At 48.9% G+C, this 22,788-nt stretch carries 17 protein-coding genes and 1 tRNA gene; 16 read left to right on the plus strand and 2 right to left on the minus strand.

The window, feature by feature from the left end; genetic code table 11:
- Positions 1 to 106 precede the first annotated feature (106 nt).
- Both glnE and IYN85_RS00210 read left to right on the plus strand, forming a co-directional pair.
- Positions 107 to 2,926: a bifunctional [glutamate--ammonia ligase]-adenylyl-L-tyrosine phosphorylase/[glutamate--ammonia-ligase] adenylyltransferase gene (gene glnE, locus IYN85_RS00205; RefSeq protein WP_196156852.1), complete on the plus strand. Its 2,820-nt coding sequence runs from the start codon at positions 107 to 109 to the stop codon at positions 2,924 to 2,926.
- Positions 2,927 to 3,103: 177 nt separating this feature from the next.
- Entirely contained in the window at positions 3,104 to 4,099 is a 996-nt protein-coding gene (locus tag IYN85_RS00210; protein ID WP_196156853.1) for a branched-chain amino acid aminotransferase, read from the plus strand.
- Positions 4,100 to 4,156: 57 nt separating this feature from the next.
- Here the strand turns inward: IYN85_RS00210 and yhbY are convergent, their stop codons facing one another.
- Positions 4,157 to 4,471 (minus strand): ribosome assembly RNA-binding protein YhbY, encoded by a 315-nt coding sequence (gene yhbY, locus IYN85_RS00215; protein WP_196156854.1) that lies wholly within the window; start codon positions 4,469 to 4,471, stop codon positions 4,157 to 4,159.
- A gap of 82 nt (positions 4,472 to 4,553) precedes the next feature.
- On the opposite strand from yhbY, the gene rlmE reads away from it, so the two are divergent.
- The 14 genes from rlmE (at position 4,554) to pnp (ending at position 20,030) form a co-directional block, all read left to right on the plus strand.
- The gene (gene rlmE / locus IYN85_RS00220) at positions 4,554 to 5,174 is read left to right on the plus strand and encodes a 23S rRNA (uridine(2552)-2'-O)-methyltransferase RlmE (protein ID WP_196156855.1); all 621 of its coding nucleotides are present in this window, start codon (positions 4,554 to 4,556) and stop codon (positions 5,172 to 5,174) included.
- A 45-nt stretch (positions 5,175 to 5,219) separates the two neighbouring features.
- The gene (gene ftsH / locus IYN85_RS00225; RefSeq protein ID WP_196156856.1) at positions 5,220 to 7,145 is read left to right on the plus strand and encodes an ATP-dependent zinc metalloprotease FtsH; all 1,926 of its coding nucleotides are present in this window, start codon (positions 5,220 to 5,222) and stop codon (positions 7,143 to 7,145) included.
- Between the two features lie 126 nt (positions 7,146 to 7,271).
- Complete coding sequence (gene folP / locus IYN85_RS00230; protein WP_196156857.1) at positions 7,272 to 8,129, plus strand: dihydropteroate synthase; 858 nt, start codon at positions 7,272 to 7,274, stop codon at positions 8,127 to 8,129.
- A 6-nt stretch (positions 8,130 to 8,135) separates the two neighbouring features.
- A complete protein-coding gene (gene glmM / locus IYN85_RS00235; protein ID WP_196156858.1) occupies positions 8,136 to 9,482 on the plus strand; it encodes a phosphoglucosamine mutase in 1,347 nt (448 codons plus the stop codon).
- A gap of 126 nt (positions 9,483 to 9,608) precedes the next feature.
- A complete protein-coding gene (gene tpiA / locus IYN85_RS00240; protein WP_196156859.1) occupies positions 9,609 to 10,358 on the plus strand; it encodes a triose-phosphate isomerase in 750 nt (249 codons plus the stop codon).
- 8 nt (positions 10,359 to 10,366) lie between these two features.
- Positions 10,367 to 10,711, plus strand: coding sequence for a preprotein translocase subunit SecG (gene secG, locus IYN85_RS00245; RefSeq protein ID WP_196156860.1), 345 nt, complete (start codon positions 10,367 to 10,369; stop codon positions 10,709 to 10,711).
- 14 nt (positions 10,712 to 10,725) lie between these two features.
- Positions 10,726 to 10,812, plus strand: a tRNA-Leu gene (locus IYN85_RS00250).
- Positions 10,813 to 11,212: 400 nt separating this feature from the next.
- On the plus strand, positions 11,213 to 11,668 hold the full coding sequence (gene rimP, locus IYN85_RS00255; protein ID WP_370592123.1) for a ribosome maturation factor RimP: 456 nt from the start codon (positions 11,213 to 11,215) through the stop codon (positions 11,666 to 11,668).
- A 63-nt stretch (positions 11,669 to 11,731) separates the two neighbouring features.
- Positions 11,732 to 13,225, plus strand: coding sequence for a transcription termination factor NusA (gene nusA / locus IYN85_RS00260; protein ID WP_196156861.1), 1,494 nt, complete (start codon positions 11,732 to 11,734; stop codon positions 13,223 to 13,225).
- A 17-nt stretch (positions 13,226 to 13,242) separates the two neighbouring features.
- Positions 13,243 to 15,831, plus strand: coding sequence for a translation initiation factor IF-2 (gene infB, locus IYN85_RS00265; protein WP_196156862.1), 2,589 nt, complete (start codon positions 13,243 to 13,245; stop codon positions 15,829 to 15,831).
- Positions 15,832 to 15,953: 122 nt separating this feature from the next.
- Positions 15,954 to 16,370, plus strand: a complete 417-nt coding sequence (gene rbfA, locus IYN85_RS00270; RefSeq protein WP_196156863.1) for a 30S ribosome-binding factor RbfA — start codon at positions 15,954 to 15,956, stop codon at positions 16,368 to 16,370.
- Positions 16,370 to 17,290, plus strand: coding sequence for a tRNA pseudouridine(55) synthase TruB (gene truB / locus IYN85_RS00275; protein WP_196156864.1), 921 nt, complete (start codon positions 16,370 to 16,372; stop codon positions 17,288 to 17,290). The genes rbfA and truB overlap by 1 nt, the downstream gene beginning before the upstream one ends.
- Positions 17,291 to 17,424: 134 nt before the next feature.
- Positions 17,425 to 17,694 (plus strand): 30S ribosomal protein S15, encoded by a 270-nt coding sequence (rpsO, locus tag IYN85_RS00280; protein ID WP_196158432.1) that lies wholly within the window; start codon positions 17,425 to 17,427, stop codon positions 17,692 to 17,694.
- A 218-nt stretch (positions 17,695 to 17,912) separates the two neighbouring features.
- A complete protein-coding gene (pnp, locus tag IYN85_RS00285; protein ID WP_196156865.1) occupies positions 17,913 to 20,030 on the plus strand; it encodes a polyribonucleotide nucleotidyltransferase in 2,118 nt (705 codons plus the stop codon).
- Positions 20,031 to 20,148: 118 nt separating this feature from the next.
- Here the strand turns inward: pnp and IYN85_RS00290 are convergent, their stop codons facing one another.
- Positions 20,149 to 22,692 (minus strand): penicillin-binding protein 1A, encoded by a 2,544-nt coding sequence (locus IYN85_RS00290; protein ID WP_196156866.1) that lies wholly within the window; start codon positions 22,690 to 22,692, stop codon positions 20,149 to 20,151.
- Positions 22,693 to 22,788 lie beyond the last annotated feature (96 nt).

Here is a 22,788-nt window from a genome sequence, read left to right on the forward strand (position 1 = left end):
GATGTCACTGATCGGGCTTAGAAGACACTGGTTGACGTTAAAAGTTCCCAAGCCTGATCGATTCTAGTTTTTCTAATTTCCGCGCCGATTGCCAGAGGATACGACTATGATGGTGCCAAAAAGCCTTCGTAAAGAACAGGAACGTTTGCAAAACGAAGCGCAGTTTGCCTCGCTCAACGAGCAGCAGCAAGCCTTGGTCATTCGGTTGGCGCTATCTAGTCCCTGGCTGCGGGATTGGTTGAAGCTGCAGCAAGACTGGAACGAGGTGTTGCGTGCTTTCCAAAACGATGAAGTTGACGTTTTAGACATCCAATCGTGCTGTGACAACTGGACATTGGATGACGAAGCTTTGGTCATGCGCGATTTACGCTTGTGGCGTAACCGGCATATTGCTCGCTTGATTGCCCGGGACATTATGGGGCTGAATGACGTGCAGCAAACGGCACGAATCGTCAGCGATTTGGCCGACCAGGCGCTGCAGGTCGCTTTACACTGGTCCTCTGCATACTGGCGCGCGAAAGACGGCGAGCCTGCCTTGTGCCCCTATTCGGGCGAGCCACAGCAATTAATAATTCTCGCGATGGGAAAACACGGTGCCCGCGAATTGAATTTATCGTCCGACATCGATCTCATTTTCGCCTTTCCCAGTGCCGGAGTAACCGCAAAAGGTCGGTCACATGAGGAATTTTTTACCCGGGTTGGACGCAAATTGATTCATTTGCTCGACGCCCGCACCAGTGATGGTTTTGTCTTTCGTGTGGATATGCGATTGCGTCCATGGGGGCAATCCGGTGCACTGGTCTCCAACCTGAAAGCGATGGAAAACTATTATCTGCAGCAGGGGCGATTCTGGGAACGTTTTGCGATGGTGAAAGCGAGACCTGTTACCGGGCACGAGTTGGCGCAGCAGGCGCTGGCCGATGTGCTGCATCCATTCGTGTATCGCCGCTATGTTGATTATCAAGCCGTGGGTGCTTTACGCGATCTGAAGGCCAAAATACAAACCGAAGTCCGACGACAAAACTTAGACCGGAACATAAAATTGGGGGCCGGCGGCATTCGCGAAGTCGAATTTGTCGCGCAGGTGTTTCAGTTAATTCGTGGCGGACAGGATGAAGAGCTTCAGAGCCGTGGAACCTGGACGGCTCTCGATACGCTGAAAACTTTGGAGCTGTTGCCCGAATCGGTGGTTCATGAGTTGATAATCGCCTACAACTATTTACGCGATCTAGAGCACCGGATTCAGGCTATTCGCGATGAGCAAACCCAGACGTTGCCCAGTGATGAGATCGATCTCGAACGACTGGTCCTGTCAAAAGGCCTAGACAGCGTTGAGCAGATGATGGCTGAGCTGGCAACTGTGCGGGCAACGGTGCAGGAACATTTCAGCCATTTAATTTCTGAACAGCATCAGCCGGCAGATGATAACCGCTATCGGCCGTTCCTTCAGGCCTGGCAAGTCGGTCAGGTGGGAGCAGAGTTCGACAACTCGCTGGCTGAACAGTTCTTCGCCTTCAAGCAGATGCCCTCTGTAGCTCGCTTAACCGGTGTTGCTGCGCACAATCTTGAAGAATTCATTCCTAAGTTCTGGGCTGAATTGGCGCGGCAGCCCGATGGCGCAGAACGTTTTACGGCGATTCTGCCAATTTTGGAATCCATTCTCAGAAGAACATCCTATTTTACTCTGTTGGCAGAAAACCCCGTTGCCATTGCTGAGTTGGTCAAACTGGTGCCTGCTTCTGAATGGATCGCTCAAACGCTTAAAGACAAGCCGTTTTTGCTGGATGAGCTCACTGATAAGTCCAGCCTCTATGAACTGCCTAACCGGCGCGAGCTGATGGATGAACTGCATCAGCAATTGTTGCGGGTGCCTGAAGATGATCTGGAGCGTCAAATGGAACTGCTGCGGCATTTTCGCCATGGTCGTGTACTTCGGGCGGCGGCTTGTGAAGTGTCCAATCATCTCCCTCTGATGAAAATTTCCGATTATCTGGCCTGGGTTGCGGAGGTTGTTGTTGAGCAATCATTGGCGTTGGTATGGCGCCAGATGGTGACACGACATGGCCGACCCAGCAAAGAAGGCGGGGAATGGTGCGATCCGGACTTTGGCGTGATTGCCTATGGGAAGATGGGCGGGTTGGAGCTGTCTTACGAATCTGATCTGGACTTGGTGTTTCTACATAACGCGACGTCGCAGGGGTCATCCGAAGGGCCTAAAGTGATCGAAAATGTGGTTTTTATGGCGCGACTTGGTCAGAAGCTTATTCATCTGTTATCGTCAGTGACGCCATCGGGAATGCTGTATGAAGTCGATACGCGACTGCGACCATCGGGCAATTCCGGGTTGTTGGTCAGTAGTTTGGCGGCTTTTGAAAAGTACCAACAGGAAAAAGCCTGGACGTGGGAGCATCAGGCGCTGGTACGGGCTCGTTTTATCGCCGGTGATACGGCCATTAAAGAGGCATTTGACCGATATCGGGAAGGCATCATCTGCCGTCAACGCGATCTCGCTGCATTGCGCAAAGATGTGATCGACATGCGTCAGAAGATGGTGGATCACTTGTCTTCCGAGGCGGACAGTTCTGCGGAAGCGCCAGTCTTTCATCTAAAACACGACAGGGGCGGCATTGTCGATCTTGAATTTTTGGTTCAGTTTCTGATTCTGGCGAATGCGCACCAGAACCCAGAGCTGGCCCGCTGGTCCGATAACGTCCGCTCAATAGAAGCCCTATTTGCGGCTGGCGTGATTACGCCAGACCAGAAGCAACAATGGTTGGATGCCTATCTCGCGTTGAGGGAGCAGGTTCACCACGCTATCTTAAGTGGGCAAAGTACCAAAATCCCCTTAGCCGAGCTGACGCCGCAACTGGTGGCCGTGCGCGAATGTCTCAACGACGCTTGGTTGCAATATCTTCATGATTCGTGACTCTTGCGGCTGCCGGCGCCGAACTGACCGCTGCAATATTCCATTGCAATCATTGCGTGAATTAGGCTTGATACCTGGCTGGTATCCATCTTTTAATATCGCATACAATAAAACAGCATACCTGTGCACTACATTCATCGAGAATCCGTGGATTCTCCGTTAGGTTAGGAATACAACATGGCAGCATTTGGCACCGTTTTTATGCCCGAAATGGCACTGGCAACATTTGAGAACGATCAATGGAGTGAGACTGAAATTGTCAAGTCAGATCGTTTGCAGTTCCACCCAGGTGCACATGTGCTGCACTATTCCAGTACCTGTTTCGAAGGTTTGAAAGCGTTTCGGCATGCCGATGGCGGTGTGTACATCTTTCGAATGGATGCCAATGTCAAGCGCTTGGCCCAGTCTACTCACCTGCTGAGTCTTCCAGCGTTTGATGCTGATCAATTGAGCAAAATGATCGTTGATATTGTAGGCCGATTTTCTACAGAGGTGCCAGAACCACCAGGTTCGATGTATATCCGCCCAACGCATATCGGTACCGAAGCGTCGATTGGTAAAGCGGCAGCACCTTCCAGCTCATCCTTGCTGTACGTTTTATTATCCCCAGTGGGTGATTATTTTGCCGGAGGTGCTAAGCCTCTGCGGTTGTTACTGGAGGAAAATGGCATGCGCTGTGCGCCACACATGGGGATGGTAAAAAGCGGCGGGAACTACGCCAGCGCCTTAGGTCCGATAGCTGATGCCCGTTCCAAAGCCGATGCTGATCAGGTTTTGTTCTGTCCAAATGGCGATGTTCAGGAGACCGGTGCCGCGAACTTCATATTAATTGATGGTAACGAAGTTATTACCAAGGGGTTGGACAGCTCTTTTCTTCATGGTATTACGCGTGACTCTGTACTGACCATTGCGAGGGATCTGGGTATGACCGTCTCTGAGCGCGACTTGAGCGTGACAGAATTACTGGAGCGGGCGGGAAAGCCAGGCACAGAGGCTGCGTTGTCGGGCACTGCCGCGGTGCTGACACCTGTGGGCACCTTGATCCATAACGGCAAAGAATACCCGGTGGGGTCAGGCGAGGCAGGCAAAACAACATTGAAACTGCGTCAATTGCTCAACGACATTCAATGGGGTAAGGCTGAAGACAAGCACGGTTGGTTGACCAAGGTTTAATCGACCGTTTTTCACGCTGAGGTAACATGACGACACAGCGTCATGTTACCGGTGCGGTCAGATATGGTCGTGGCGTTTCAGATTCGACAGTTTGGGGTTGGGTTTCTCTACTGTTCGCAGGATTAACGCAACATGGCCAATACTCTGTACCAATGTCGCTTTGGTGGCCGCAATCATGTCGGCCAACAACGTTTTTTTATCCTCGCGATCTTCTGTGACGATCTTAACCTTGATTAACTCATGGTCATTCAATGCTCTGTCTATTTCCGCGAGTACTGTATCTGACAGGCCTTTATCGCCAATCGTCACAATAGGATTGAGTTGGTGGCCGATGGTGCGGAAACGTTTTTTCTGGTCCTGACTAAGCTTCATATAGGGTAAATCTCATGTTTATTTCGTTGCATTGATCTAAATTGTACTTTAGAACGAACAAAATCACTAAAGAGGAATTCAGGTGGCTCGCCCCAAGAATAGTAAAGACTGGTTGAAAGAACACTTTGATGACAAGTATGTTCATCAGGCAAAGCAGGACGGGTACCGTAGTCGGGCAAGCTATAAGTTAATCGAAATTTGTGAGAAGGATCGATTGATTAAGCCGGGTATGACGGTTCTGGATCTCGGTTCGGCGCCAGGTGGTTGGTCTCAAGTGGCCGTTAGAATGGTCGGAGATCACGGTCGGGTAGTGGCTTCCGATATACTGGAAATGGATTCCATTGCCGGCGTGGAGTTCATTCACGGGGATTTTACCGATGAAGGCGTCTATCAGGCGTTGTTGGATTGTATCGGTGACAGCCCCGTCGACCTTGTAATCTCCGATATGGCCCCCAATATGAGCGGTAATGCGGTTATTGATCAGCCAGCGGCCATGTATTTGGTTGAGTTGGCGCTCGATATGGCCCACTCGATATTGAAACCCGGTGGCGCGTTCGTTGCCAAATTGTTTCACGGAGAAGGTTTTGACGAGTATGTTAAGACTGTGAGACAACAGTATAGTAAGGTTGTTATGCGTAAGCCGGAAGCTTCAAGAGCCCGCTCACGTGAAACATACATCGTTGCAACTGGTTTTAAAGGTTAAGCAGGCTCGCAGCGCGTCTGCGTAAGAAGGTGAAAATTGAACGATATGGCAAAGAATTTAATTCTCTGGTTAATCATCGCCGTTGTGTTACTCGCGGTGTTCCAAAATTTCGATATGTCGGCCAGCGCGGATAACATCAGCTATTCCCGGTTTGTCCAGCAAGTCGAGCAAGATCAGATAAAGTCGGTGACCTTTGTCGGGGACTCTACCATTTATGGTGAGCGCCGGGATAACGCCCGCTTTGAGACGCAAGCGCCAGCCGGAGTCGATACTTCTGAATTGAACGACGTTCTGATGTCGCACAATGTTGAAGTGTTTGCACAGAAACCAGAGCAACCCAGTATCTGGACTCAGCTGTTTGTCGCGGCGTTCCCAATTTTGATTATTCTCGGTGTTTTCATGTTTTTCATGCGCCAGATGCAAGGCGGTGGCGGTGGCAGTAAAGGCCCGATGAGTTTTGGTAAGAGTAAGGCCCGGTTGCTTAGCGAAGATCAGATAAACACAACGTTTAAAGATGTAGCAGGCGTTGAAGAAGCCAAAGAAGACGTTCAAGAGCTGGTGGAGTTCTTGCGTGATCCTGGTAAATACCAGCGCCTAGGCGGCAAAATCCCCCGTGGAGTGTTAATGGTTGGTCCACCGGGTACAGGTAAAACCTTGCTGGCAAAGGCGATAGCTGGTGAAGCCAAGGTACCTTTCTTTTCGATTTCCGGTTCTGACTTTGTCGAAATGTTTGTCGGTGTCGGTGCGTCGCGTGTTCGAGATATGTTCGATCAGGCTAAAAAACAGGCACCCTGTATTATATTTATTGACGAAATTGACGCTGTTGGTCGTTCTCGGGGTGTTGGCATCGGTGGCGGTAATGACGAGCGTGAACAGACGTTAAACCAGTTGCTGGTTGAAATGGACGGCTTTGAGGTAAACGATGGCATTATCGTCATCGCGGCAACTAACCGACCAGACGTATTGGACCCAGCTTTGCTTCGCCCGGGACGCTTTGACCGACAGGTTGTGGTTTCCTTGCCCGATATTCGCGGTCGTGAGCAGATTCTCAAAGTGCATATGCGAAAAGTACCGGTTTCGGACGATGTTAACCCGAAAGTTATTGCCCGCGGCACACCTGGTTTTTCAGGGGCGGACTTAGCTAACCTGGTGAACGAAGCGGCTTTATTTGCTGCGCGAATTAACCGACGAACGGTGACGCAAGAAGAGTTCGATAAAGCGAAAGATAAGATCATGATGGGTGCTGAACGGAAATCCATGGTGATGAGTGAAAAAGACAAAGAAATGACGGCTTACCATGAGGCTGGCCATGCCATTGTCGGTCGACTCATGCCGGAACACGATCCGGTTTATAAGGTCACCATTATTCCGCGTGGTCGGGCACTCGGTGTCACCATGTACTTACCGGAAGAAGATAAAGTTAGCTACAGCAAACAGTATCTTAAAGGCCGAATCGCCTCTGCCTATGGCGGGCGCATTGCTGAAGAACTGGTTTATGGCGAAGATCAAGTCAGTACTGGTGCTTCAAATGACATTATGCAAGCGACTAATATGGCTCGTAACATGGTCACTAAATGGGGTCTGTCGCCAATGGGACCCATTCAGTTTGAAGAAGAGGAGCAGTCTTACCTCGGCAGTCAATCCAGTCGCAGTCATATTTCCGATGAAACTTCGCAGCAACTTGACAAGGCCATCCGCGATATTGTCGATGAGGCCTATACTACGGCGACCAAAATCCTCAAAGAGCACCGTGCTGCTTTGGATCTGATGAAGGACGCACTAATGGAATATGAAACTATTGATGCAGCGCAGATCGATGACATTATGGCTGGGCAGAAGCCCCGTAAGCCAAAAGGTTGGGATGATCGGAACGGTCCGACACAAGAGGCCGAGTCTGCGACAGAGAAAAAAGTGGCCGATGATACAAAAGATGTCTCGTCAGGCACCCAGACAGATGGAACGGCAGAGTAATTGATCAGTGGGTAGTTCTGGAAGAGTCGGCCATTGTGCCGACTTTTTTATTGGATTTATGGTATGGTACCGCCCGTTGATTCGAGTGAGTTCTGTGGTCGGGGCCGGCCGGTTGTTGAGGTATTAATGACGGATTTTTTTTCATTTCGTGATCGGCAACTCGCCTTTAATCAGACTCACGTCATGGGTATTTTGAACGTAACACCAGATTCTTTTTCAGATGGCGGGCAGTTTCTGCGCAAAGAGCAGGCATTGCAGCAAGCTCAAGTTATGGTTAACGACGGTGCCGCGATTATCGATATTGGTGGCGAAAGCACCCGGCCCGGAGCCGAGCCAGTTTCATTGGCAGAAGAAATGGATCGTGTGTTACCCGTCGTAGAAGCGCTTGCCCGTCAAGTTGACGTTATCATTTCTGTCGATACCAGCTCCCCTCAGTTGATGTTGGAAGCCGCCTCACTGGGGGCGCATCTGATCAACGATGTGCGGGCTCTTCAGCGTGATGGAGCCGTCGAGGCAGTGGTCAAGTCGGATATACCTGCATGTTTAATGCATATGCAAGGTCAACCAGAAACCATGCAGGACAGTCCAGACTATGACGATGTGATTGCTGATGTGCGTCGATTTTTCAAACGACGCATTGAACAATGCGATGCTATGGGTCTGGATTCTACAAGATTATTGCTCGATCCCGGTTTTGGGTTTGGTAAAACTATTGAACACAATCTGACATTACTGAATCGTCTGCCTGAAACTGCATTGGAAGGTTTGCCTTTGCTGGTCGGCATGTCACGTAAAAGCATGATTGATCATGTTCTGCAGCGCCCGGTTGATCGCCGTTTGTCCGCCAGTATTGCGCTTGCAGCAGCAGCAACTTTGAAAGGGGCATTCATAGTTCGGGTGCACGATGTGGCAGAGTCAGTGGACGCCGTAAAAATGATGAATGCAGTGAAGCATGAACGAAATATATATGGAAATCAGGAGTAAGTAAGCGTGGCAAATGGAAAAAAATATTTTGGAACCGATGGCATTCGTGGTGAGGTAGGTAAGGGTGTCATAACGCCTGAGTTCGTACTTCGTCTTGGTTGGGCTGCCGGTCGGGTATTTAGCAAGCAAGGGCGCGGTAAAATCTTAATTGGGAAGGATACTCGCATATCCGGTTATATGTTTGAATCCGTGCTAGAGGCCGGGTTGGCAGCGGCGGGTTGCGATAGTTTGATGGTCGGGGTGATACCTACCCCCGCGGTCGCCTATCTGACCCGGGCATTTCACTGTGATGCTGGTATTGTTATATCTGCGTCGCATAATCCGTTTTACGACAATGGCATTAAGTTCTTTTCGGCAGACGGCACCAAATTGCCAGATGAGATCGAATTTGCCATTGAAGCCGAACTCGACAAGCAGATCGTAACGGCTTCCAGCGAATTGTTAGGCAAGGCCCGCAGAATTGACGACGCCCACGGCCGCTATGTCGAATTCTGTAAATCAACATCGGGATACCTGAACCTTGAGGGGCTCAATATCGTTTTGGATTGTGCTCATGGGGCCACCTACGATGTCGCGCCGAAAGTGTTTCGTGAATTGGGCGCTACTGTTCAGGTTATCGGTGTTTCCCCTAATGGTCAGAATATCAACGAGCAAGTCGGTTCAACACATCCGGCCGCCTTACAAAAGGCTGTGTTAGAGCATAACGCTGATCTTGGTATTGCGTTCGATGGAGATGGCGATCGGTTGTTGATGGTTGATCATCAGGGCCAGGCTGTTGATGGTGATGAGTTACTTTTCATATTAGCGAAGCACCTTAAACAGAAAGGCAAGCTGGACGGCGGCATCGTTGGCACCTTGATGACTAACCTTGGGTTGGAAGTGTCTCTCAAGAAGCTGGGGCTTGAGTTAGTGCGGGCAAACGTCGGTGACCGTTATGTCATGGAGCAGCTTAACGAGCGCAATTGGATTGTTGGCGGCGAGAATTCAGGTCACCTGGTCTGCAAGCACGTGACATCGACCGGTGATGGCATTGTTGCGGCGCTGCAGGTATTGTGCGCCTTGCGTGAAACGGACCAGACATTGGCGCAGGCTAAGACCGGTATGCGCAAATTCCCTCAGGTTATGATTAACGTCAAGTTGGCGAAGAAGCTTGATGTGTTAGCCTTGCCCGCTGTTCAGGAGGCGGTTGCGCGAGCCGAACTTGAGTTGGCCGAATCTGGACGGATATTGTTGCGGCCGTCAGGTACCGAACCCGTTGTACGGGTGATGGTTGAAGGGGAGGATGTTACTCAGGTGAAGTCGGTTTGTGGCTCCCTCGCTAAACAGGTTGAACAGGCTGTTGCCAATACGTGATTTATCTAATTGGTTGATTTGATAGATATTTTTTAATGAATCTGTGTGCTTTTTTACGGTAGAGAGCTTGCTCCGTTCCGGTAAGTTAAGTACACTCTGCGCCCGCTCGAAGGAGGCGAAATAATTATGCGACGTACATTAGTTGCGGCTAACTGGAAAATGAACGGTAACAAAGCATCGAATGAAGCTTTGTTGGATGCCTTTAAAAAGGGCTTTGACGGATCCGCCGATACGGCGATATTTCCGCCCGCGCTCTATATTCCGCAGTTGGCTGAAAGTCTGAAAGGTACTGATATTGCCTTTGGTGTACAGAATGCTTACTTCCAGGAGAGTGGTGCTTTTACCGGTGAGCTAGCGCTTTCCATGGTAAAAGAGTTTGGCTGTCAGTATGTGTTGATTGGTCATTCCGAGCGTCGAGAAATTTTCGGTGAAACTGATGCGTTGGTTGCCGAGAAAGTTGCAGCAACCTTAGCAGCAGGCCTAATTCCGATGCTGTGTGTCGGCGAAACATTGGCCGAACGTGAATCCGGCGTGACTGAGACTGTCGTTAAAACACAGATTGATGCTGTGTTGGCTAAAGTGGGTATCGCCGCGTTTGAAACAATTGTGGTTGCGTATGAGCCAGTTTGGGCTATCGGAACGGGTAAGACTGCAAGCCCTGAGCAAGCTCAGGAAGTGCATGCCTTCATACGTCAGTTACTGGTTGCCGAAGACGCTGCTGTAGCTGCGAAAACTCGAATTTTATACGGTGGTAGTGTGAAAGCTGCCAGTGCAGAAGCGCTGTTTGGCCAGCCTGATATTGATGGTGGCTTGGTTGGCGGTGCTTCACTGATTGCAGACGAATTCGTTGCAATCTGTAACGCTGCTCAAGGGTAATTTTTAAGATGGTATATGAGAATCTCGTACTGTTGGTTCACGTTCTTTTGGCAATAGGTGTTATTACCTTTGTCTTGTTGCAGCGTGGCAAGGGTGCGGAAGCAGGAGCTTCCTTTGGTGGAGGTGCTTCGCAAACTGTTTTTGGATCGTCAGGAAGTGGTAACTTTTTGACTCGAACCACTGCGATACTGGTAACCGGTTTTTTTGTTACCAGCCTGGCTCTTGCGCTTATCGCAAGACAAAAAGCCGATGGTTTGAATGAAATTAAGATTCCAGTGGTTGAGGAAACTGCATCTGAGCTGGATGTGCCGGTCTCCGGTGATCCAGCTGACAGTGCACTGCCAACTGAGTAATCATATACAGAATTGCCGACGTGGTGAAATTGGTAGACACGCCATCTTGAGGGGGTGGTGGGCTTTTGCCCGTGCTAGTTCGAGTCTAGTCGTCGGCACCAATTAAAAAGGCCTGTTTACAGGCCTTTGTCTTTTTTAGTCAGTGGCATTGGTTGCATGACAGTGATGCTGCCTTTATAATTCGCGCGTTTTTTGGTCAGGCGTCGTCGTAAATGAGGCGATGTGTGGCAGTCAACGGGTGTTTGACCCCGGGGCAAAAGTGGGTTTTGTGCTTTTGTCTGCACGTTTCCGGATGTGCACCAACTCTCCTGAGGGGATTGTTGGCAAAAGAATTATTTTAAAACCCCTCTTGCAGGGGTTTTTTCGTATTGGTGCTCACGAAAGAGTGCGCTGAGATGGGCAAAGGCATGATTTGAGTTCTTCAGGTCACGTCCGAGATGCCCATTTTTTGTCATTGTGAAAATCAACAATGGCTTGAATGAACAAGTTGGACAGAGAGTTGTGGCAAAAGTAAACGAATTAACAGATTTAATTGAACCCGTTGTTGTAGGAATGGGTTTCATTTTTTGGGGGTTGGAATACTTACCAAGTGGCAAGTTTTCGACCTTGCGGATATACATCGACCATGAAGATGGGATTAACGTCGATCATTGTGCCGAGGTGAGTCGCCAAATCAGCGCCGTTATGGATGTTGAGGATCCCATTTCTGGCAATTATAACCTCGAAGTGTCGTCACCAGGTATGGATAGGCCGTTATTTAATCTTGAGCAATATGCTGCCTACATCGGCGAGTGGGTCGAGATTAAATTGCGATATGCGTTTGAAGGTCGTCGAAACTTTAAAGGCGTGATTACCGGTATTGAAGATGGCGATGTAACGATTGTGGCTGATAACGAAGAATTTTTGTTGCCACTAGAGAGTATTGATAAGGGTCGGATTATTCCGAACTTCAAATAATTTGAAAAATAAATTAAGCACTAGAGCAAAGTTCGCTCGCAATGAATGGAAGGGGCTGAAACGATGAGTAAAGAAATTCTCCTGGTCGTAGATGCGGTAGCAAATGAAAAAGGTGTATCACGCGAAGTTATTTTCGACGCGATGGAGCTGGCATTAGCAACTGCTGCAAAGAAGCGATTGGATGACGAAGGAGAGGCTGACGTTTACGTAGTAATCGACCGCAAAACCGGCGAATACGAAACCTTCCGTCGTTGGGAAGTGACTGATGATAGTGAAATGGCATTGCTGGGATCGCAGTGGACAACTCAGGAAGCGCACGAAGTCGATAAAAACCTGAAGCCCGGCGATTTCTACGAAGTACAGATCGAGAATGAAGATTTTGGTCGTATTGGTGCACAGGCGGCGAAACAGATTATCGTGCAGAAGGTACGCGATGCAGAGCGAGCTCGAATTGTGGACGCTTACCGTGAACGAATCGGAGAAATGGTCTCCGGTACGGTTAAAAAAGTGACCCGAGATGCTTTGATTATCGATCTAGGAAATAACGCAGAGGCCGTATTGCCACGCGATCAAATGATTGGCCGTGAAATGTTTCGTTTAGCCGACCGTGTTCGTGCCGTACTGCAGTCAATCAAAAGTGAAGGTCGTGGACCACAGCTGGTATTGAGCCGTATCAGCAGTGAAATGCTGGTGGAGCTTTTCCGAATTGAAGTACCTGAAATTCAAGAAGAACTGATCGAAATCCGATCTTGTGCCCGAGACCCTGGTTCCAGAGCCAAGATTGCTGTTAAAACCAATGATGGGCGTATCGATCCAGTGGGTGCTTGTGTTGGTATGCGTGGATCTCGAGTCCAAGCGGTTTCCAATGAATTGGCGAATGAGCGTGTCGACATCATCTTATGGGATGACAATCCGGCTCAATTGGTGATCAATGCGATGGCGCCTGCCGAAGTAGCGTCAATTGTTATGGATGAAGACACCAACACCATGGAAGTGGCTGTTGCTGCTGACAATCTGGCTATCGCTATTGGGCGCAGTGGGCAGAATGTTCGTTTGGCCGCGGAATTAACAGGTTGGACAATCAATGTCATGACCGAAGATGAAGCTGGTGAGCGAGCGGAACAGGAAGTAGGCCAGTTAGTGACCAACTTCATCGAGAAAATGGATATCGAAGAAGACTTGGCTGTCGCCCTGGTAGAGGAAGGGTTCACAACGCTCGAAGAAGTGGCCTATGTGCCAATTAACGAAATGCTCGAAATCGAAGGTTTTGATGAAGATCTGGTTAACGAACTTCGTCAGCGGGCAAAAGATGTGTTGTTAACGCAAGAGTTGGCAACGGAAGAACAGCTGGATTCAGCCGAACCTCAGGAAGATTTGTTAACGCTTGAGGGTATGAATGAACATCTTGCACTTGTGCTGGCCAGCAACGGTATCGTCTCTATGGAAGACGTCGCAGAACTGAGCATCGATGAATTGATGGAGTTTAGCGGCCTGGATGAAGAGATGTCAGGTAAATTAATCATGGCCGCGCGTGCGCCGTGGTTCGAAAATGAATAAGCGGGAAGGGGACCTTAATGTCAGAAGTTACAGTTAAAGAGTTAGCCGAATCTGTCGGCACTCCCGTCGACAAGTTACTCACTCAGATGAGTGCAGCGGGTTTACCGCATAAAAAAGAATCCGATACTGTCAGTGACAATCAGAAGCAAACGTTATTGTCGCATTTAAAGAGCAGTCACGGTGAAAGCAGCTCAGAGCCAAAAAAAATCACGCTGAAGCGTAAAGTGACCACGACATTGAAATCCAGTGGTGGCACAAAAGGTAAAACGGTCAGTATTGAAGTCCGTAAAAAGCGTACTTACGTCAAGCGGGATGCGATTGACGCTGCTGAAGTCAGTCCGGCTGTTGCTGCCCCAGTTGCTCCAGTTGAAGATGATCGAGCAACTCGTCGCGCGGAAGAAGATGCGAAACTGGAAGCTGCCCGTTTGAAGGCGGCTCAAGAAAAGCAGGCAAAAGAAGCTCAAGCAGAAGCAAAAAAAGCCGAACAGTCTGTTGAAAAACCTTCCAAGCCCGTGAAGAAAGATGTCAATGCTAGTGCTCCAGCTGACGTAGCCGACGCTGAAGCGAAGATGGCAAAAGAAGACCGAACCTCGGAAAAGAAAAAATACGCCGCGAAAGAGCGTGAACCCGTTCGTCGTGTTGAAGATGGTGTTGCCGAGACTGGACGTAAAGCCGGTCACAAGAAAGTGGGTAAGAAAAGCGAAGTGCAGCGTACTTCGACGCATCGCACCGGCAACAAGCATCAGCAAATGTTGGACGCGCTAGATGACGATAGTTTTGGCCGACGACGTCGACCGAAGAAATCCAAAAAGGCCCTGGAGCATCAGTTTGAGAAGCCGACAGCGCCTGTTGTTCGTGAAGTTGAGCTTGGTCAAACTATAACGGTTGCGGATCTGGCATCGAAGATGTCTGCCAAGTCTGCTGAAGTTGTCAAAATCCTGTTTAAGATGGGGGTTATGGCGACGGTTAACCAGATTTTGGATCAGGATACTGCCATTTTGGTCATTGAAGAGATGGGTCATAAGTACCGGATCGTTAATGAGAACGCACTCGAAGATACGATGATGGAAGTCTCATATGACGGTGAGTTGGGGCCTCGTGCTCCAGTTGTTACCGTCATGGGTCACGTTGACCATGGTAAAACCAGCTTGCTCGATTTCATCCGTAAGTCACGTGTGACTGCTGGTGAATCCGGCGGTATCACACAGCACATTGGTGCTTATCACGTTGAATCCTCTCGCGGAATGATTACATTTCTGGACACACCAGGACACGCTGCGTTTACCGCTATGCGAGCGCGAGGGGCCAAAGCAACGGATGTCGTTATTCTTGTGGTTGCCGCCGACGATGGCGTTATGCCGCAAACATTGGAAGCCATTCAGCATGCAAAAGCAGCGGATGTTCCTATAGTGGTTGCCATCAACAAAATTGACAAAGAATCGGCTGATCCGGATCGGGTGACCAATGAATTGTCGCAACACGATGTCATCCCAGAGTCTTGGGGTGGCGATACCCAGTTTATACAAGTGTCCGCCCATACTGGTCAGGGCATTGAAGAGTTGCTGGAAGCTGTTTCTTTGCAGGCAGAACTGCTGGAACTAACTGCGCATCACTCGGGTCCGGGTAAGGGTGTGGTTATTGAGTCCAGTCTGGATAAAGGTCGTGGGGCTGTTGCTACCGTGCTGGTTCAATCCGGTATGTTGAAACGCGGCGATATCGTTCTGGCGGGTTCATTCTACGGTCGTGTCCGTGCGTTGCTGGATGAAGCAGGCAAACCGATTGAAGAGGCTGGTCCGTCTATTCCAGTTGAGATATTGGGTTTGAATGGAACGCCAGCGGCAGGGGACGAATTCGTCGTTGCAGAAAGCGAACGTGCAGCACGTGATGTTGCAGATCTTCGTTTCTCACGTAGTAAAGACGCCATTCAGGCACAGCAGCAGGCCGCCAAGTTGGATGCACTGTTCTCAAATATGGGCGATTCTGAGAAGAAGGTACTTAACGTCGTACTGAAAACTGACGTCCGCGGTTCTCTGGAAGCTATTACCGGTGCCTTGCTGAAACTGGGTAACGAGGAAGTGAAAGTTAACATCGTGACAGGCGGTGTGGGCGCAATCTCTGAGTCTGATGCAAACCTGGCGATTACCGCTGGCGCCGTTGTGTTCGGATTCAATGTCCGTGCAACGGGTCAAGCGCGCGAAACGATCGAACGAGGTGGTCTGGACCTGCGTTACTATAACGTCATTTATGATTTGATCGACGATGTGAAAGCCGCACTAAGTGGTATGTTGTCGCCTGATTTACGTGAAGAAATTGTCGGTCTGGCGGATGTCCGTGACGTCTTTAATTCACCTAAGTTTGGGCAGATTGCCGGTTGTATGGTGGTAGAAGGTACGGTTTATCGTAATAAGAAGATCCGCGTTCTGCGTGACTCGGTCGTTATTTACGAAGGTGAGCTGGAATCTTTGCGTCGTTTTAAAGATGACGTTCAGGAAGTTCGTCAAAATATGGAATGTGGTATTGGTGTGAAGAATTACACTGACGTTAAAGTCGGCGACAAGATCGAAGTCTTTGATGTAAAAGAAGTTGCCCGTACCATTGACGATTAATCGATAAGCATTTGAAAGCCGGCCATACTTTAGCGCGTGAGCGAGCTGAGGATAGCCGGTTTTTTTTTGTCTGAATGGCGGTGACAATTCAGCCCGCTATTTTTTCTCTTTTGGAGGCTATTATGGCCAGTAATTCAAGTCGGATTCGAAAAATTGGTGATCAGATACAACGCGATTTGTCGATGATAATCCAACAGGAAGTCAAAGACCCACGCGTCGGAATGGTGACTATAAACGATGTCAAAGTGTCTACAGACTTATCGTACGCTGATGTCTATTTTACCTGTATGGCCTTTGGACCGCAGGAAGCGGAACAGGAACAAAAAAAGATCCATCATGAACAGGAAGTTCTGCTTAACAAGGCCGCAGGGTTCATGCGCAGCCGTTTAGCCCAAGGACTGAATCTGAGAGTGATGCCGCTATTGCGTTTTCATTACGATGAGATTATTGAAACCGGATCCAAAGTATCAGCGCTGATTGAAAAGGCCGTTAACGAAGACGCTAAACGTTCTTCTGATGCGGATCTGGATAGCGACTGATGGCAAGACGACGCAAAGGTCGCGCCATAGATGGAGTTTTGCTTGTAGATAAACCGGCAGGGTACTCATCCAATGGGTTGTTGCAGAAAGTACGCTGGCTGTATCAGGCGCAAAAAGCCGGCCATACCGGGGCTTTAGATCCTGCTGCAACGGGATTGCTGCCTGTTTGCTTGGGTGAAGCGACTAAATTCACCCAGTTTCTGTTGGACGCTAACAAGCGTTACCTGACCACCGGGGTTTTAGGTATTGAGACGGATACGCTGGATGCCGAAGGGGTCGTCGTTTCGACTGCGACTGTTCCAGATATTCAATTCAGCGAAATTGATACCTTGGTGCAAGAGCGGTTTACCGGCGATATTGAGCAAGTTCCGCCAATGTATTCAGCCCTGAAGCGAGATGGTAAGAAGCTATATGAGCTTGCCCGGGAAGGAAAACATATTGAACTGGATTCTAGACCAGTCACCATTTTCCAGAATGTATTACAGTCATTTGAAACACCACAATTCACGTTGGATGTCTCCTGCTCTAAGGGAACCTATATTCGAACGCTGGTTGCCGATATAGGAACAGCCCTTGGATGTGGTGCGCACGTGCAATCGCTACGCCGAACAGAACATGGCAAATTTAACATTGCAGATGCCGTTACGTTAGACTTTCTGATAGCTGTGCAGGAATCGGGAGATCTGACACAGTTAGATGAGTTATTGATAAGCATTGACGAGTTGTTGTCAGAGTTGACACCGGTGTCTCTGAATGATCATCAAGCCCGCTTTTTCAGTCATGGCAATGACGTCGCCTTTGAAGGTGTACCTGGTAAGGCGCGAGTTTACGGTGGTCGTGGCGAATTTTTGGGTGTTGGGCGTCTCAACGCGCAAGGACGCTTATTCCCAGAGCGGTTGATATCCAGACAGGAGCCATAATTCGCTTGGTTCGATGATCTCCCTTGTGTATAATCCGCGCGATTCCAGCCTTGTCGGGCTGAAATCGGAATGCTGCTGTTAATGTGCACGGCAGGCACTCTACTTTGAATAGCACATTATTGGAGAAAGATACGATGGCATTAAGCGTCGAAAAGAAAGCGGAAATCATTAAAGAGTTCGGTCAGAGTGAAACAGATTCAGGTTCTCCTGAAGTACAAGTCGCTCTGCTGACTGCAAACATTGAAACGTTGCAGTCTCACTTTAAAGATCATGCGAAAGATCACCACTCTCGTCGTGGTTTGATTCGTATGGTTAACCAGCGTCGTAAGTTGCTGGATTACCTGAAGCGTAAAGATGTTGCTCGTTATGCAACATTGATTAAGCGACTCGGTCTACGTCGTTAAGATCACGGTTTCCCAAAAGGGCTCCCATGCACGGAGCCCTTTGTCATTTCTGACGGTAGATTCATTCTGCTGCTATGGTTCCAACTCCCGAACTTTTACATTAATCAGTCGGTTCGCAACGATAATTTCCCGCTTATGGTTGGGGCTTCTATTCATGAGCTTAATTTTTGAGTTCATGCATAGAAGCATCGTTGCTCCGCAAAAATGAGGAATATTGAGTGTTAGACTTAACTCCAAAAACGATCAGTTTTGAATTCGGTGGACAGACCGTTACTTTAGAAACGGGGCGTGTTGCTCGTCAGGCGACCGGGGCTGTTGTCTGTACGATGGGTGATATCGTCGTCTTAGCCACAGTCGTAGGTAAAGACAGTGTGTCACCAGGGCAGGACTTCTTCCCGTTGTCTGTACATTACCAAGAAAAGTTCTATGCCGTTGGTCGTATACCTGGCGGTTACTTAAAGCGTGAAGGCCGGCCTTCTGAGAAAGAAACACTGACGTCGCGATTGATTGACCGTCCAATTCGTCCATTGTTTCCGAAAGGTTTCATGAACGAAGTGCAGGTTGTAATTAACGTATTGTCTGCGAATAAAACAGATGATCCGGATATTTGCGCGATGTTGGCTACCTCGGCTGCCTTGGCCATTTCAGGCATCCCGTTTAATGGTCCAATCGGAGCGGCTCGCGTCGCCTACACCGATGCAGAAGGCTATCAGTTAAACCCAACCTATGAGCAGTTGAAAACGTCGCGTTTGAACATGGTGGTTGCCGGTACTGCAGATGCAGTCTTGATGGTTGAATCCGAAGCTCAAGAACTGACTGAAGATCAAATGCTGGGCGCTGTTTTGTTTGCTCACCAAGAGTTCCAGGTAGCGGTTGAAGCTATTAAAGCGTTCAGTGCAGAACATGGCAAACCCGCTTGGGATTGGACACCTGAAACAGTTAATGAAGAGCTGAAATCCGCCGTGAGTGGTAGTTTTGCCGCGAAGATTTCCGATGCCTATCAGGTTTCAGACAAGATGCAGCGCTATGCCGCGTTGAATGACCTGCGTGCTCAAGCCGTTGCTGAATTTACCAACGAAGAGACTGGAATTACTGCTGACGAAGTATCCGCTATGTTCGGAAAAATTGAGAAATCCACCGTACGTCAGCGGATTATCGATGGTCACCCACGCATTGACGGTCGTGATGGCAAAACTGTACGTCCGATCAAGGTTGAGATCGATGTTCTTCCAGGTGCACATGGTTCAGCTTTGTTTACCCGTGGTGAAACTCAAGCATTGGTCACCGCGACTTTGGGTACATTGCGTGATGGCAAGATGGAAGATATGTTGCAGGGGACTGAAACGGATAATTTCATGTTGCACTACAATTTCCCTCCGTTCAGTGTTGGTGAAGCTGGTCGAATGGGTGGTGTTGGTCGTCGCGAAATCGGTCATGGTCGTCTCGCGAAACGTGGTGTGTTGGCGATGATGCCAAACCAGGAAGAGTTCCCGTATACGGTTCGAGTAGTATCCGAAATTACCGAATCTAACGGCTCTTCTTCGATGGCCTCTGTATGTGGTGCCTCGCTGGCTATGATGGACGCCGGTGTGCCGGTTAAACATCCGGTTGCCGGTATCGCAATGGGTCTGGTTAAAGAAGGCGAAAAATTCGCGGTATTAACCGATATTCTGGGTGACGAAGATCATCTGGGTGACATGGACTTTAAAGTTGCCGGTACAGAGCAAGGCGTAACTGCATTACAGATGGACATCAAGATTGAAGGCATTACTGAAGAAATCATGGAAATTGCGCTTGAGCAAGCCATGGATGCGCGTCTGCATATTCTTCGTGAAATGGCGAAAGTGATCGGTTATGCCCGCCCAGAACTGCCAGACAATGCACCGACGATGGAAGTCATGAAGATCGATACCGACAAGATCCGTGACGTGATCGGTAAGGGCGGTGCAACCATTCGTGCCATTATTGAACAGACGGGCGCTGAGGTTGATATTTCTGATGATGGGTCAGTTCGTCTATACGCATCGACGAAAGAAGCCGCTAATGCTGCTAAAGATATGATTTTGGGTATTACGGCAGAACCTGAAATTGGTGCCGTTTACAAAGGCAAAGTAGCTCGATTGGCTGACTTCGGCGCGTTTGTAACGTTCTTGCCAGGTAAGGATGGCTTGGTTCATATTTCTCAGATTGCTGCTGAGCGAATTGAGAAGGTTGCTGACAAGATCAGTGAAGGTGACGAAGTTGTCGTGAAGGTACTCGACGTTGATAACCGCGGTCGTGTGAAATTGTCCATGAAAGAAGTAACGGATGAGGAAAAGGCGAACTTGACTGCCTGATACATTGAGTAGTATTGAAAGGCCGCATATCTATGCGGCCTTTTTTTTTTGTGAAAGGCAATCGTTAAAAACGCATCTCATAGGTGCGTTTTTACTGGCGTGTTACCGGGATTTATTGTCAGAACAATGATTCGACACTGGTTTCCGTTTCTCCTTCAGTATCTCCCGAGATGTCAGGCAGTACTATGGTTTCATCCGCACTGAAATCAATTGTTAATGTCGTGTCGCTGAACGTGGTCGGTACATTATTTTCTCTAAAAAATTCAAATCGAGCACCTTCTGTGCCGGGATTTGCTAACAAACCTGTCTTTGGGTCGATTCTGACCTGAACAATACCGACCGGTTGTGGCAGGCTGTTTAGAGGCTTGTTGTTTAAAGCTGTTTTCATGAACTCTACCCATGCTGGAAGTGCAGCCTTTCCACCGAATTCGCTAATACCTAGCGGACTGTTGGAATCATATCCAACCCAGGTGGAGGCAACCATGTCTCCGTTATAGCCGGTAAACCAGGCGTCGACGGCATCGTTTGTGGTTCCAGTCTTGCCAGCCAGATCTTCTCGAGGTAATGCGCGTCTAGCGGCTGTTGCCGTGCCTTTTTTCACAACGTCCTTCAGCATATTGTCGATTAGGAATGCTGTCTGTGGAGACAAAACCTGTGCTGCGTATGTCGTAGGTCTTGTTGATGAATTGGCATCGTCGCTGTTATTGCCTTCATCAATATTCAAAGCCAGCGGCTGGATATTGATCGCTGTCGTTTCCGCAGTTTGAACTGGCTTGAAAAGGCTGGGCGCCTCCGGACAACCTCTGCAGACAATAGCGGGATTTGCTTCAAAAAGAATATTGCCATCTATATCTTCAATTCGATTGATATAGAAAGGTTCGACCACGTAACCACCGTTGGCAAAAACGGCGTAACCCTTCGCAATCTCCATAGGCGACATAACCGAAGTGCCAAGGATTAACGTCATATCATTGGAAAGGCGGCTTGGGGCGAAACCAAAACGACTGGCATAGTCGCGAGCATATTTGACCCCAATGCTGTCCAGAACCCGAATGCTTGAAAGGTTACGCGATTGATAAAGTGCCTGCCGAAGGGGTATGGGTCCGAGATATCGGTCTCCGGAGTTTTTGGGTGCCCAAATGTCTTCCAGTGCGGAATCTGCTCGCACGATTGGCGCATCATTGACAATGGTTGCCGGTGTATAGCCTTTATCCAGAGCAGCAGTATAAATGAATGGTTTGAAGTTTGAACCTGGCTGTCGACTGGCTTGAACCACTCGATTGTATTTTGACAGCAGGTAATCAAACCCACCCACGAGTGCTTGAACGCTTCCATCTTGCGGTGATAAGGCAACAAGCGCGCCCTGTACCCTAGGAATCTGTGCAAGGGCCCAACCTTCTTCCGTTTGTTCAAGACGGACCACCTGTCCAGGGACCGCAACTTGATACGCATGTGTCAGCTTGGGTCCTAATTCATCAACCGTGATGCGTTTGCGAGCCCAGCTGAAGCCTTCGAGTGTCAGGTTAATTGGGTGCTGTTCGCCTTTGGGGATGACTTGCATTTTTTCTTGGTCGCCAGCAATCACCAGTGCTGGGGTTAAGCCTCCAAATGAAGGTGTTTTGTTCAGTTGCTGGAGTTGTGAGTTCAGCTGTGTGTGTGGGTCAAAACCTTCAGCTTTGAGGAAGGCTTCTGGTCCAATAAAGCCGTGTCGTCTCGAATAGTCGATGAGTGTTTTTCTGACGCCACGTTCTGCTGCTAGCTGCAGTTCACTGTTTACTGTCGTGTAGACCGTAAAGCCACGAGTGTAGGCCTCCTCGCCATACTGCTCATACATGTGCGCGCGTACCATCTCAGCAAGGTAAAAGGCTTCAAAATCGGGGTTTTTACCGTGATAGCTTGCGGTTATCGGTGCCGCGATGGCCTGCTGGTATTCAGTTTCGGTGATGTAATTATTCACGCGCATGGCCAGCAGTACGCCATTTCGTCGTCGCTTGGCTCTGGTTTTGTTCGCGATGGGGTTGGCGGCTGAAGGCGCCTGATGTAATCCTGCAATCATGGCTAGCTGGGGCAGCGTCAGATCGTTAATATCTCTACCGTAATAAACAGTGGCCGCTGCCTGGATGCCGTAAGAGCTGTAGCCGAGGAAATGCTTGTTTATATAGAGTTCGAATATCTCTTGTTTCGACAGTTCACTTTCCATTTTCAGTGCTAACAGAATTTCAGTGAACTTTCGGGTAAAGGTTTTTTGTTGAGACAAAAAATAATTTCGTGCGACCTGTTGCGTCAGAGTTGATCCACCGGCACCTTCTTTATCACCGGTAATTAACAAATCTAATACAACTCGGGTAAAACGGATCGGGTCCACACCTTGGTGAAATTCGAATCGTTTATCTTCAATGGCAATAAGAGCTTGAATAAAGTGTGTGGGAATTTGTTCATAATGCAATGGTGCTCTACGCTTCTCACCATACTCCCAGATGAGCTTGTTATCCGCGCTCATAACCCGCATAGGCGTTTGTAACTTGAAGTCCTTTAATGTCTGTACATCTGGCAGCGCAGGTGAAAGATAGAGGTACATGCTGGCAGAAATGAGAACCAAGCCACAAATCGCGGCAAAGGCGGACCAAAATAGGAAACGAATTGATTTAGCTACAAATTTCATGTTTTTCCAAGAAAATTAAGGAGTTACGTCACGTTTTCGACATTAAGTGCTGATTATAAGCTGAAATAGCTCTTTTTATACATTGCGGATTGGTCT

It is taken from the genome of Reinekea sp. G2M2-21, assembly GCF_015687175.1.
Taxonomy (GTDB): Bacteria; Pseudomonadota; Gammaproteobacteria; order Pseudomonadales; family Natronospirillaceae; genus Reinekea.